The sequence below is a fragment of the Gemmobacter sp. genome (genome assembly GCF_046292685.1).
Classification (GTDB): domain Bacteria; phylum Pseudomonadota; class Alphaproteobacteria; order Rhodobacterales; family Rhodobacteraceae; genus Wagnerdoeblera.
The window spans coordinates 1-12260 of record NZ_JBKBQM010000016.1 but is presented as its reverse complement, the minus strand read 5'-3'; the positions used below and the strand labels follow the sequence as shown (position 1 = coordinate 12260).

Annotated in this window: 11 protein-coding genes; 5 read left to right on the top strand and 6 right to left on the bottom strand. The window is 71.7% G+C overall.

The annotated features are described in order from the left end of the window. Nucleotides 1-187: 187 nt before the first annotated feature. Together ACK4S2_RS06440 and ACK4S2_RS06435 are read right to left on the bottom strand one after the other, a co-directional pair. Nucleotides 188-871, bottom strand: a complete 684-nt coding sequence (locus tag ACK4S2_RS06440; RefSeq protein WP_409621766.1) for an SDR family NAD(P)-dependent oxidoreductase — start codon at nt 869-871, stop codon at nt 188-190. An 803-nt stretch (nt 872-1674) separates the two neighbouring features. Continuing rightward, entirely contained in the window at nt 1675-2088 is a 414-nt protein-coding gene (locus ACK4S2_RS06435; protein ID WP_409621763.1) for a DUF1178 family protein, read from the bottom strand. Between the two features lie 131 nt (nt 2089-2219). Between ACK4S2_RS06435 and ACK4S2_RS06430 the strand changes: the two genes are divergently transcribed. The 3 genes from ACK4S2_RS06430 to ACK4S2_RS06420 are packed head-to-tail and all read left to right on the top strand — an operon-like array spanning nt 2220 to nt 4664. Then, on the top strand, nt 2220-3332 hold the full coding sequence (locus ACK4S2_RS06430) for an acetoin utilization protein AcuC (RefSeq protein WP_409621760.1): 1113 nt from the start codon (nt 2220-2222) through the stop codon (nt 3330-3332). Then, nucleotides 3329-3889 (top strand): RNA 2',3'-cyclic phosphodiesterase, encoded by a 561-nt coding sequence (gene thpR / locus ACK4S2_RS06425; protein ID WP_409621758.1) that lies wholly within the window; start codon nt 3329-3331, stop codon nt 3887-3889. Before ACK4S2_RS06430 ends, thpR begins: the two co-directional genes overlap by 4 nt. A gap of 19 nt (nt 3890-3908) precedes the next feature. Continuing rightward, nucleotides 3909-4664: a YgfZ/GcvT domain-containing protein gene (locus ACK4S2_RS06420; protein WP_409621755.1), complete on the top strand. Its 756-nt coding sequence runs from the start codon at nt 3909-3911 to the stop codon at nt 4662-4664. Here ACK4S2_RS06420 and ACK4S2_RS06415 read toward each other — a convergent pair. Continuing rightward, entirely contained in the window at nt 4661-5488 is an 828-nt protein-coding gene (locus tag ACK4S2_RS06415; protein ID WP_409621752.1) for a BadF/BadG/BcrA/BcrD ATPase family protein, read from the bottom strand. The genes ACK4S2_RS06420 and ACK4S2_RS06415 overlap by 4 nt on opposite strands. A 75-nt stretch (nt 5489-5563) precedes the next feature. Next, nucleotides 5564-6229, bottom strand: a complete 666-nt coding sequence (locus ACK4S2_RS06410; protein ID WP_409621749.1) for a GntR family transcriptional regulator — start codon at nt 6227-6229, stop codon at nt 5564-5566. Between the two features lie 73 nt (nt 6230-6302). Here ACK4S2_RS06410 and ACK4S2_RS06405 point away from each other — a divergent pair, with 73 nt between their 5' ends. Then, nucleotides 6303-7343: an AbrB family transcriptional regulator gene (locus tag ACK4S2_RS06405; RefSeq protein WP_409621746.1), complete on the top strand. Its 1041-nt coding sequence runs from the start codon at nt 6303-6305 to the stop codon at nt 7341-7343. A gap of 15 nt (nt 7344-7358) precedes the next feature. Here the strand turns inward: ACK4S2_RS06405 and ACK4S2_RS06400 are convergent, their stop codons facing one another. Together ACK4S2_RS06400 and ileS are read right to left on the bottom strand one after the other, a co-directional pair. Next, a complete protein-coding gene (locus ACK4S2_RS06400; protein ID WP_409621743.1) occupies nt 7359-7745 on the bottom strand; it encodes a DUF302 domain-containing protein in 387 nt (128 codons plus the stop codon). A 98-nt stretch (nt 7746-7843) separates the two neighbouring features. Beyond that, nucleotides 7844-10768, bottom strand: a complete 2925-nt coding sequence (ileS, locus tag ACK4S2_RS06395) for an isoleucine--tRNA ligase (protein WP_409621740.1) — start codon at nt 10766-10768, stop codon at nt 7844-7846. A gap of 219 nt (nt 10769-10987) precedes the next feature. Here ileS and ACK4S2_RS06390 point away from each other — a divergent pair, with 219 nt between their 5' ends. After that, nucleotides 10988-11971 carry a TIGR01620 family protein gene (locus tag ACK4S2_RS06390; RefSeq protein WP_409621738.1) on the top strand — a complete coding sequence of 328 codons (984 nt, stop codon included), beginning with the start codon at nt 10988-10990 and terminating at the stop codon, nt 11969-11971. The last annotated feature ends 289 nt before the right edge of the window (nt 11972-12260 follow it).

Here is a 12260-nt window from a genome sequence, read left to right as displayed (position 1 = left end):
GGGGGGGGGGGGGGGGGGGGGGGGTGGGGGGGGGGGGGGGGGGGGGGGGGGGGCGCGGGGGGGGGGGGGGCCCGCGCGCCCCCCCGCGGCCCCCCCCCCCCCCCCGCCCGGGGGGCTGTCTGCCCCCCGTCGGTCCGGCGCCGCCGGACCGCCCCCCGAGGATATTTGACCAAGGTGAAGGGCAGGGTCAGAAGGGGATCGGCCTGCCGTCGTGGTTGCGAAGCAGCCCGTATCGGCAAGGTCGAGCGCGTCGAAGCGCGCCAGCAGGCTCCGGGTCGAAGTGGCCGCGTCGAGCTCGGCGCCCGCGCCGCCCATGTCGGTGCGGACCCAGCCGGGGTGATAGAATGCCCACCGCGATGCCATGCGGGGCGAGGTCGGCGGCAAGGTTGCGGCCGAGGTTCAGGGCCGCCGCCCTGGAGGCGCGGTAGATGTAGCTGCCGCCCGGTGCCCTGGCATCCGACCCCATCGCCGAAGCGATGATGGCGATGTGCGGGCGTTCGGCGCGCGCAAGGGCCGGCAGCAGCGCTTGCACCGTCAGGAACACCCCGGTGACGTTCACCGCAAAGGCGGCCGCCCAGTCTTCGGCCGGGAAACCCCGGTCGGGGGTGCCGCCGCGGCCAGGGTAGATGCCGGCGTTGCACACCAGCAGGTCGAGCGGGCTGGTCCAGGCCTGGCCGAGGTTCTGCAGCGCTGCCGAGTCGGTGACATCGGCGCGGTGCCAGGTGGCCGGGCCCGGCCCGGGCGCCGTGCGACAGGTGCCATGCGCCGCATCGCCGCGTGCGGCCAGCGCCTGCACCAGCGCCAGCCCGATGCCGCGGGTGGCGCCGGTGACCAGCGCGGTCTGTGCGGGGAGTGTGGACGGGCTGCGCATGGTGGTGCTCCTGATCGGATTGGGCCGGCACCGGGGCAGGTCGTGCGGCGGGTGCAGGCGTGCGGGGCGTTGACCCGGCCCGTCGCCCGAAACCACGTCGAAGCAGAAGCAATTTCCGGCGCCCGGGCGTGGCGGCAGATTGCGCGCGTCAAGGCTCTGGGTGCCAGGGCGGTTCGGCGGGCCCGGCCGATGGCGGCAGGCTGTCTTGCGCGCGTGGTCTTTCGCGGCGGCGGCCGCCTGGTGATGCGCGCGCAGGCAAGGGCCGAAGCCGGGCGCCGACGCTGCGCAAGGATGCGGGGGACATTCGCAGCCAGCGCGGTCGTGCGGCACGTGTCAAGCATGCCGAGGGACGGCCCGACTGGGTTTCGCTGGCGTCATCTGGCCGGTTCGACCCTGAGCCGAAGCTTGTCGTCGCCGGCGATGAACGGCGGACACCGCGGCCGGGCCGGAACGGAAAGGATGTCGTCGGCGCGGGCTGGCATGGCAGCGCCCGGGGCGGGGCACCGCCCGAGCGCCTATCGGCGCCGTGCCCCCGGGCAGGACCGGCGCAGGCCGGCGACCCATCGCACATGGCGCCGAGCTTCGTGATCGACCGGCGGGATCCCGGCCTTTCCGTTGGCCTGCAAGGCGGTCAGCCCTCCGTGCCCCTGCGCGCGGTGTGTCGGGCAGGGTGTGAGGAGGCCTGTCGGCACCGGACGGCGCGAGGTGCGCGGCTTGCAGCCTTCGCGTGCCGCGATGCCGCGTTCCGGCTGTGCATCACCCAGAGCCAAAGGCCGCAAGCAGGGGCGCACGCCCCGGTCGGGTCAGTTTGCCTTGCGCGCGGGCAGGAAGGGCAGCGGGGCCACCGGCACGCCGTCTTCGATCAGCCTGCGCGCGTCTTCCAGCTTCGCCTCGCCGTGGATGGCGCGTTCGGGTGCGCGGCCTTCGTGCATGGCGCGGGCCTCGGCGGCAAAGGACAGGCCGACGTAATCCGACTCGGCCTCGATCCTGGCGCGCAGTTCGGCCAGCGCGGCCTCGCGCGGGTCGCGCGGGGCGGTCAGGCTGCGGTCGGGGCGCGCGACGACCGATGGCGCCATCAGCGCCTTGGCCACCTTGGACGAGCCGCATTCGGGGCAGGCGACATGGCCCGCCGCCGCCAGCCGGTCATAGGCGGCGGCGCTGGCGAACCAGCTGTCGAAGGCATGGCCCTGGTCGCAGGTCAGGTTGTAGCGGATCATCGTGGCCTGTCTTTCGCAATCCCGCTCTTAAGGTTACGCCGACCGGCGCCGGTTTCAAGGGGGGGGGAGCATGGGGGCGGGTTGACTGGCCGCGCGGTCTGTCTAGCTTCAAAGGGCAAAGGGGCAGGGCGATGCAGGCACCCATCTTCATCGGGCACGAGATTTACCGCCATTCCAGCTATGGCGGCCGCCACCCCTTGCGGGTGCCGCGCGTGTCGACCGTGATGGACCTGACCCGGGCGTTGGGCTGGCTGCCCGACAGCGCCTTTCGCCGCAGCCCGCGCGCGTTACCGCAGGCGCTGACGGTCTGGCACAGCCCCGCCTATATCGCCGCCTTGCAAGAGGCCGAGGCCCAGGGCCCCGCCCCGCATCTGCGCGGCTTCGGGCTGGGCACGCCGTCGAACCCGGTCTTCCCCGAGGTCTGGCGCCGGCCCGCCACCTCGGCCGGCGGCGTGCTGCTGGCCGCGGATCTGCTGCGCGATGGCGGGGTGGTCTATGCGCCGGCGGGCGGCACGCATCATGGCCTGCCCGACCGCGCCAACGGCTTTTGCTACCTGAACGATCCGGTGCTGGCGATGCTGGCGCTGCGCCGGCATGGCGCGCGGCGCATCGCCTATGTCGATATCGACGCCCACCATTGCGACGGGGTGGACCTTGCCTTCCGCGACGACCCCGACACCTTGCTGATCTCGGTGCACGAGGAACGGCGCTGGCCCTTTACCGGCGCGCTGGAGGATGCAGGCGGCGCCGGCACCGTGTTCAACCTGCCGGTGCCGGCCGGCTTCAACGATACCGAGATGCAGGCCGCGCTGCACGAGCTGATCCTGCCGCGGGTGGCGGCGTTTCGGCCCGATGCGGTGGTGCTGCAATGCGGTGCCGACGCGGTCGAGGAAGACCCGCTGTCGCGCCTGACGCTGTCGAACCGGGCGTTGTGGTCGGTGGTGGCGGCCCTGCGCGAGGCGGCGCCGCGGTATCTGGTGCTGGGCGGCGGGGGCTACAACCCCTGGTCGGTCGGGCGGGCCTGGGCCGGGGTCTGGGCGGTGCTGGCCGGGGCCGAGGTGCCCGACCGGCTGCCCGAACCGGCCGAGGCGGTGTTGCGCGCACTGGTCTGGCACGATGCGCCGCGCTCGAAACCCGTGCAGCCGCACTGGTTCACCACCCTGGCCGATGCGCCGCGCCCCGGCCCGCTGCGCCCCGAGCTGCGCGAACGGCTGGCACGGCTGGCGGCACGAGACGGGCCGTGACGCGCTGTTTCTTGGCCTTGCCGGTGCCTGACGAGGTGCGCAGCCGTCTGGCCGTGGCGCAGTTCCTGCTGCCCTTGCCGCGCCGGGTCGATCCGGCCGGGTTTCACATCACGCTGGTCTTTCTGGGCGATCTGCCCGGCCCCGTGCTGGAGGAGGTGCACCTGGCGCTGTCGGCGCTGCGTCTGCCGGGGTTCGACCTGGTGTTGCAGGGGTTCGGCCTGTTCGGCGGCGACCGTCCGCGCAGCCTGCATGCCGTGGTGCAGGGCGGCGAGGGGCTGGCCCGCCTGCATTCCCGGCTGCTGCGCGCCTGCGTCCTGGCCGGGGCGCAGCCCGAGGAGCGCCGCTTTACCCCGCATGTCACGCTGGGCCGCTTTGCCCCAGGGCTGGCCGATGCGCTGCGGCTGGAACGCGCCGTGGCCGAAGGGGCAGGGTTCCGCGCCGGGCCCTGGTGGGCCGACCGCTTTGCGCTGATGCGGTCCGACCTGCACCGCGACGGCGCGGTTTACACCGAGCTGGCGGCCTACCCCCTGACGCCGCCCGGGCCGCAGCCTATATAGCGGGCATCAGGAGGCACGCATGACCGGCGAAACCGACCCCAACCGCGTGGTGCTGGCCATCACCGGCCCAGACCGCGAAACCTTTCTGCAAGGCCTGGTGACGAACGACATCAGGAAACTCGCGCAAGGCCCCGTTTACGCAGCGATATTGACGCCACAAGGCAAGTATCTGGCCGATTTCCTGCTGCTGCCCGGCCCCGAAGGCACGATCTGGCTGGATGTGGCCGCCGGGCTGGCGGACGACCTGATGCGGCGGCTGTCGATGTACCGGCTGCGCGCCAGGGTCGAAATCGCCCGCACCGATCTGGCGGTGACCCGCGGTCTGGGCGACCCGCCCCCGGGTGCCGTTGCCGACCCGCGCCACCCGGCGCTGGGGTGGCGCGCCTATGGTGCGCCCGGCGGGCCGCCGGTAGTCGACTGGGACGCGATCCGCGTCGCCCATGCCATTCCGGAGTCGCTGGTCGAGCTGGTCCCGAACGACACCTATATCCTCGAAGCCGGGTTCGAGCGGCTGAACGGCGTGGATTTCCGCAAGGGCTGCTACGTCGGGCAAGAGGTGACCGCCCGGATGAAGCACAAGACCGAACTGCGCAAGGGCTTTGCCACCGTGTTGCTGGCCGGCGAGGCTGCGCCCGGCGCGCCCGTCACCGCCGAAGGGCGCGAGGTCGGCCGGCTGTTCACCCGTTCGGGCGACCGGGCGATTGCCTGGTTGCGGCTTGACCGGGCCAAGCCCGAGATGCGCGCCGGCCACGCCCTGGTGCGGCTGATCGACTAGGCTTCGTCCAGCAGCAGCCGCACCGCCCCGTCCAGCGCCGTGCCCACGGGCGCCCGCTCGGGCCAGCGGCCGGCCAGATGCGCGGCCCAGAGCGGGCCGAGGCCGCCCGTCCATGTCACCGGCAAGGCGCGTTCGGCCTGCAAGAGGTCGATGAAGGGGGCAAGGCAACCCGCCTCCTCGGCCAGGATTTCGGCGGCGGCCGGATCGGCGGCGGCAAACAGCGCCGGCGCCAAGGCGGCCAGGTCGGCCGGGCGGGCGGACAGGCCAAGGCCGATGATCCCTTCGGCGCCCCCCAGCCGCGCCAGCGTGTCCGACAGCAAGGGTGTCGGCGGCCGCAGCCCGGTGGCCGCGCGCAAGGCGTGCTGCAACAGCCGCCGACCCAGCGCCGCGCCGCCGCCTTCGTCACCCAGCGCAGGGCCCCAGCCCCCCACCTGCCGGAACCGCCCGCCGCGCCAGGCGGCAAACACCGATCCGGTGCCCATTGCGGCCACGATGCCATCCTGCCCCCCCAGCGCACCCACCGCACTGGTCAGCGCATCGCTGACGATGCGCGTGCGCCCGAACGGCAGGGCGGCCGCCAGGCGCCCCGCGGCCTCGGGGGCGTTCGCACCGGCGACGCCCAGCAAGGCGACGATGCGCCCGGGCGCCGGCCCGCCTGCGCGAGCCAGCGCAGCCTCTGCCGCCGCCATCAGGTTGGCGCGGGCGCCTTCGGGATCGGTGGCGATGTTGGCAGGGCCGCCCGATGCTTCGGCCAGCGTGGCCCCGGTGGCATCCACCAGACGCACCCGGCAGCCGGTGCCGCCGCCATCCGCCGCCAGAAACATCGCCGCCCCCCCCCTGTCTTGCCCGCCTGTCTTGTGCGGCAAGGCTAGCGGCTGGCGCCCGGCCGGGCAACCCGGTCAGTCCTCGTCCTCGGGCAAGGGGCGGGCGCGCAGGCTGCGCAGGCGCACCGCCAGCGCCGCCGTCACATGGGCGCGCATCGCCGCTTCGGCCGCCGCCGCATCGCCGGCGGCCAGTGCCGCCAGCACCTGCCGGTGTTCGGCCACCGCATCGGTGGCGCGGGCGGCGTCGGTCAGGGTGGTGGGGCCCAGGATCAGCAGCGTCTTGTGCAAGGCCCCCATCGTCTTGACCAGAAACCGGTTGCGCGCGGCATCCAGCAACGCGCGGTGAAACTGCCGGTTCAGATCCTGCGCCGGCTGGCCAGGGGGGGCCGCGGCCAGCGCATCGTTCAAGGCGCCAAGCTCGGCCAGTTCCACCGCCGTCACCGCCCGCGCGGCCAGCCGGGCGGCGGTGCCCTCCAGCACGCTGCGCATCTCGTAAAGCTCGATCACCTCGGGCGGGTCCATCCGCCGCAGGGTGGCGCCTTGCCGCGGCAGATGCGTGACCAGCCCGTCGGCCTCCAGCTGGCGGATGGCCTCGCGCACGGGGGTGCGGCTGGCCCCCAGCCGCGCGGCCAGATCGGTTTCGCGCAAGCGAGCGCCAGGCAGCAGCGCCCCGGTGCGGATTTCGTCCAGCAGGCGGCGATACAGGCTCTGGCCTTGAGGCAGGTCGGTGTCGTCGGACATGCGGAACCCGGGTTGCGGTAAAGTGTATCCAGATGTATACGCAAGGATACGAAGCAGGGCAAGGACCATCGCCATGACATCATTGCTGGGCCGGCGCGGGGTGACGCTGGCGCTGGCCGCAGGCGGGGCAGGGTTGTTTTCGCTGGGGGGCGTGCCGCTGCCGTTCCTGTTCGGGCCGATGGCGGTCTGCCTTGTGGCCGCGCCGGCGGGGGTGCGGTTGCAGGGCATGGGGGAATTCGGCGTGGCGATGCGCACCATCCTGGGCGTTGCGGTCGGCGCCGCGATCACGCCCGAGGTGCTGGCCCGCGCGCCGCAGATGGTCGGCAGCCTGGCCTTGGTGCCGGCCTATGTGGTGGCGATCGGGCTGGTCGGGGTGCCGTTCTTTCGCCGGCTGGGGTTCGACGGGCCGACCTCGTGGTATGCGGCCATGCCGGGCGGCCTGGCCGACATGCTGGTGTTCGGCGAACAGGCGGGCGCCGACATGCGGGCGCTCTCGCTGATCCATGCCACGCGGGTCGCCGTCATCGTGACGTTGGCACCGCTGATCCTGACCGGGTTCTACGGCGCCGACATCACCGGCGCCGTCGGTGCCCCGGCGGCAGACCTGCCGGTGCAGGAACTGGCACTGATGGCGGTGGCGGGCCTGGCTGGCTGGAAGATCGCCGAGCGGATCGGGCTGTTCGGCGCCTCGATCCTCGGCCCGATGATCCTGACCGCAGCGCTGTCGCTGGGCGACCTGATCCATAGCCGCCCGCCGGCCGAGGCCATTCTGGCGGCGCAACTGTTCATCGGCCTGTCGGTCGGGGTGCAATATGTCGGCGTCACCTTGCGCGAATTGCGCGGCTTCGTGCTGGCGGGGCTGGCCTTCGTGGCGGTGCTGGCGGCGCTGGCGGCGGTGTTCACCGAACTGGTGGTGCTGACCGGGCTTGCCTTGCCGGTCGAGGGGTTTCTGGCCTTTGCCCCCGGCGGCCAGGCGGAAATGACCGTGCTGGCGCTGGTGGCGGGCGCCGATCTGGGGTTTGTCATCATCCACCACCTGACGCGCATGGTGGTGGTGATCCTGGGCGCGCCGGTGGCGGCGCGCTGGTTCGGCGCCGGGCCCCCGGCCGGATAGAACGCGGCGCGCGGATCAGACCGCCTGCACCGCCTGCGCCAGCAAAGCGCGCACATGGCCTGCAACCGCCTGCAATTCGGCATTGTCGATGGCCTGCATCGAGGCGACCGGGTCGATGGCGCTGACCTCGACGCCGCCGGCGACCTCGCGCAGGACGACGTTGCACGGCAGCATGGCGCCGACGCGCGGTTCCACCCCGATGGCGCGGAACGCCAGGGCAGGGTTGCAGGCGCCCAAGATGCGGTAGCCGGGCATTTCGGCCTCCAGCTTCTTCTTCATCGTGGCCTGCACGTCGATTCCGGCCAGCACGCCGAAGCCGTGGCTGGCCAGAGCCGCGCGGGTGCGGCTGTCAACCTCGGCCAGGGTGGCGCCGGGGATCAGACGGTCGATGGTGTAGGGCATGGGGTCCGCCTTCTCCGGGTTCTGCCCGAGATGGGGGCGGCCCGCGCCGATTGCCAGCCCGGATGCGCCCTGCCGGCCGAACCGGCAGGGCTCGCGGGTCAGCCCGCCGACACCACGCTGTTGCAGCGCTGGCAAAGGCCCGGGTGGCTGTGGGTGCCGACATCGGGGTGGATTTGCCAGCAGCGTTCGCATTTCTGCCCTTCTGCCGGTTCGAACACCACGCCCACGCCGGGCACCTCGGGCAGGGTGAAGGCACCTGCCGGGGCCGCGCCCCAGATCAGCGCGACGGCCGAGGTGATGGTGACCTGCGCCATGTCCACCCGGTGCAGCGCCGCCTGCAATTCGGGCGTGGCGACATGCACCACCGGCGCCGCCTCCAGCGACGAGCCGATGACCTTGGCGGTGCGCTGCACCTCCAGCGCGGCGGTCACCACGCGGCGCACCTGGCGCACCTGCGCCCATTTCGCGCCCAGGGCATCGTCGCGCCATTCGGCCGGCGTTGCCGGGAAGTCCAGCAGATGCACCGAGGAGCCTTCGCCCGGGAAGCGTTCCAGCCAGACCTCCTCCATCGTGAACACGAGGATCGGCGCCAGCCAGGTGGTCAGCCGGTGGAACAGCACATCCAGCACCGTGCGCGCCGACCGCCGGATCGGCGAGGACGGCGCATCGCAATAGAGCGTGTCCTTGATGACGTCGAAGTAGAAGGCCGACAGGTCGCTGGTGGCAAAGGTGAACAGCTTCTGGAACACGCCCTGGAAGTCGTAGGCGGCATAGCCGGCCCGCACCTCGGCATCCAGTTCGGCCAGCCGGTGCAGCACCCAGCGTTCCAGTTCCGGCATGTCGGCGGGGTCCATCCGCTCGGCCTCGGAAAACCCGTCCAGCGCGCCCAGCAGGAAGCGCATGGTGTTGCGCAGCCGGCGGTAGCTGTCGGCCACGCCTTTCAGGATTTCCTTGCCGATGCGCAGGTCCACCGTGTAGTCCGACTGCGCCACCCACAGCCGCAGGATATCGGCGCCGTATTCGTCGATCACCTGCTGCGGCGCCACGGTATTGCCCAGCGACTTGGACATCTTCATGCCCTTTTCGTCGAGCGTGAAGCCGTGGGTCAGCACCCCGCGATAGGGCGCGCGGCCCTTGGTGCCGCAAGCCTGCAACATGCTGGAGTGGAACCAGCCGCGGTGCTGGTCGGTGCCTTCGAGATACAAATCGGCGATGCCGTCGGCGGTGCCGTCGGGCCGGTCGCGCAGCACGAAGGCATGGGTGGACCCGGAATCGAACCACACGTCGAGGATGTCGAAGACCTGGTCGTAATCGTCGGGGTTCACGAGGCCCGACAGGAAGCGGTCCTTGGCGCCCGGCACATACCAGCAGTCGGCGCCTTCGGATTCGAAAGCGGCGACGATGCGGGCGTTGACCTCGGCGTTGCGCAGCAGGAAGTCGGGGTCGGTCGGCTTCGCGCCTTTCTTCGTGAAGCAGGTCAGCGGCACGCCCCAGGCGCGCTGGCGGCTCAGCACCCAGTCGGGGCGCGCCTCGATCATGCTGTAAAGCCGGTTGCGGCCGGTGCCCGGCGTCCATTCCACCAGATCGGTGATGGATTTCAGCGCCCGGGTGCGGATCGTTTCGCCGTATTGCCCCATGCCGTCGTGCAAGGGCTTGTCGATGGCGACGAACCATTGCGGCGTGTTGCGATAGATCAGCGGCGCCTTGGACCGCCACGAATGCGGGTAGGAGTGTTTGAGCTTGCCCTTGGCGAACAGCGCACCCGCCGCATGCAGCGCCTTGATGACGCTGACGTTGGCCGGGCCTTCCTTGCCTTCCGCCGTCAGGATGGCCTGGCCGCCGAACAGCGGCAGGTCGGGGCGGTAGCTGCCATCCTCCAGCACGTTGTAGGTCATCGGCAGGCCGAACTTCACGCCCATCTGATAGTCGTCGTCGCCGTGACTGGGCGCGGTGTGGACGAACCCGGTGCCCGCTTCGTCGGTCACATGGTCGCCCGGCAGCATGGGCACGTCGAAATCCCATTCGCCGTTCGCGCCGTCCATCCCGCGGAAGGGATGGGCGAGGGTGAGGCCGCGCAGATCGTCCGCCCCCACGTCGCGCAGGCGGCGCACCATGCTGTCGTCCAGCTTCGCGGCCCGGAACACCTCGGCCGCCAGCTTGTCGGCCACGACATAGGTCGCGCCGATGGTGACGTTGCTGTCGGCGGGCCGGCCCGTGATCTCATAGAGCCCGTAGGAGATGGCCGGGTTGAAGGCGACGGCGCGGTTTTGCGGGATGGTCCAGGGGGTGGTGGTCCAGATCAGCACCCGGGTGCCGGTCAGGCCGCCCGAAACCACCTTGAACGGCACCCAGATCGTGTGGCTGGTGTGGTCGTGATATTCCACCTCGGCCTCGGCCAGGGCGGTCTTTTCCACCGGCGACCACATCACGGGCTTGGAGCCCTGATACAGGCTGCCGTTCATCAGAAAGGTCATGAACTCGGCCGCGATCACCGCTTCGGCGTGGTAGTCCATCGTGCGGTAGGGGTCGGCCCAGTTGCCGGTCACGCCCAGGCGCTTGAACTCCTCGCGCTGCACGTCGATCCAGCCGGCGGCAAAGGTGCGGCATTCCTGGCGGAAGGCGACGACATCGACCTCGTCCTTGTTCAGGCCCTTGGCGCGGTATTGTTCCTCGATCTTCCATTCGATCGGCAGGCCGTGGCAATCCCAGCCGGGAACATAGCGCGCGTCGCGGCCCATCATCTGCTGGCTGCGCACCACCATGTCCTTCAGCACCTTGTTCAGCGCATGGCCGATGTGCAGGTGCCCGTTGGCATAAGGCGGGCCGTCATGCAGCGTAAAGGGCGCGCGCGGGCGGCCCGCGGCGGCGGCGGCTGCCGCCTTTTCGCGCAGGCGGTCGTAGATGCCCATCGCCTCCCAGCGCTGCAACCAGCCGGGTTCGCGCTGCGGCAGGCCCGCGCGCATCGGAAAGGCGGTTTCGGGCAGGAAGACGGTGGAACGGTAGTCGGGGGTATCGGCGCACATCGGCGGAAGATCCTGGAAAGAGGGCAGGGAACGGGCAAAGGCAGGCAAACCCGGCGCGCGTGGGTCAGCGCGCCGGGCCGCTAATTCGCCGGATGATCGCGTGTGCGGTCCTCATGCCGGCGTTTCTAGCGCGCGGCGCGGGCGCGGTCCAGTGGGCCGGGGTTGCTTTCGCGGCCGCGCGCGCCCAAGTCTGGGTCAGCCATGCCGGAGTGCGCCGAAGTGACTGACCCCGCCCGCCCCTTCATCGTCGAGCTCGACCGCCCCGCCCCCGACCCGGCCGCCGCCCCCCCGGTGCCCGAACCCGAGGCCGCGCCGACCCCGGCGATGCTGCGCGCGATGGCGCCCGGGCGGCGCGGGCGTGCCGGCGCCGTGCTGGCCTGGGCGGCGGGGGCCTTCCTGTCGCTGGCGATGGGGATTGCGGCCTACGACTTCGTGGCCGGTCTGATCGCGCGCTGGCCGCTGCTGGGGTGGCTGGCCCTGGCGCTGGCGGGGGTGGCGCTGGTGGCGCTGGTCTGGCTTGCAGCGCGCGAATGGGCGGCGCTGATGCGGCTGGGGCGGGTCGACGGCATCCGCACCCGCGCGCAAGAGGCCCGCAGCCCCGACGCGGCGCGCCGCGTGCTGGCCGAGCTCGACCGGCTTTATGCCGGGCGCCCGGAAATGGAGCAGCCGCGCGCCTTGCTGGCTGCCAAGGCGCCCGACCTGCTGGATGCCGATGCGCTGATCCGCCTGGCCGAGCGCGAATTGCTGGCCGCGCCCGATCAGGCCGCCCGGCGCGAGATCGAGGCTGCCGCCCGCCGCGTCGCCACGGCGACCGCCCTGGTGCCGCTGGCGCTGGTGGATGTGGCGGTGGCGCTGGCCGCGAACCTTGCGATGATCCGCCGCGTGGCCGAAATCTATGGGGGCCGCGCGGGCACTTTCGGCAGCTGGCGCCTGTTGCGCCGGGTGTTCGGCCATCTGGTCGCCACCGGCGCGGTGGCGGTGGGCGACGACCTGATATCCTCGGTCGCAGGGGGCGGCGTCGTATCCAGGCTGTCGCGCCGCTTCGGCGAAGGTGTGGTGAACGCCGCGCTGACCGCCCGGGTCGGCATCGCCGCGGTCGAGGTCTGCCGCCCGCTGCCGTTCGATGCGCTGGAACGCCCCGGCACTACGACGCTGGTCGGTCGGGCGCTGGCAGGGTTTTTCGGCTCCGGGCGCGAGCACTGAGCCACGGCTGGCGCAGGCAGGGGGCGCTGCCCCCTCGGACCTCCGGTCCTCACCCCCGGGATATTTGGGTCAAGGTGAAGTGGATGGGCCTTTCACCTTGAGCAAATATCCTCAGGGGTTCCGGGGGCAGAATGCCCCCGGGTGCCAGGTGGCTAGTGTTCCGCACCTGACATAGGATTCCGGACGGCGTCCCGCTGTAGTATGGTCGGCGGATGAGACGCTCCGACATTTGCCTTTACCTTGGCCCCGCCGACCGCGCTGAGCTTCAAGTTCTGCTGAGCAACCGCAA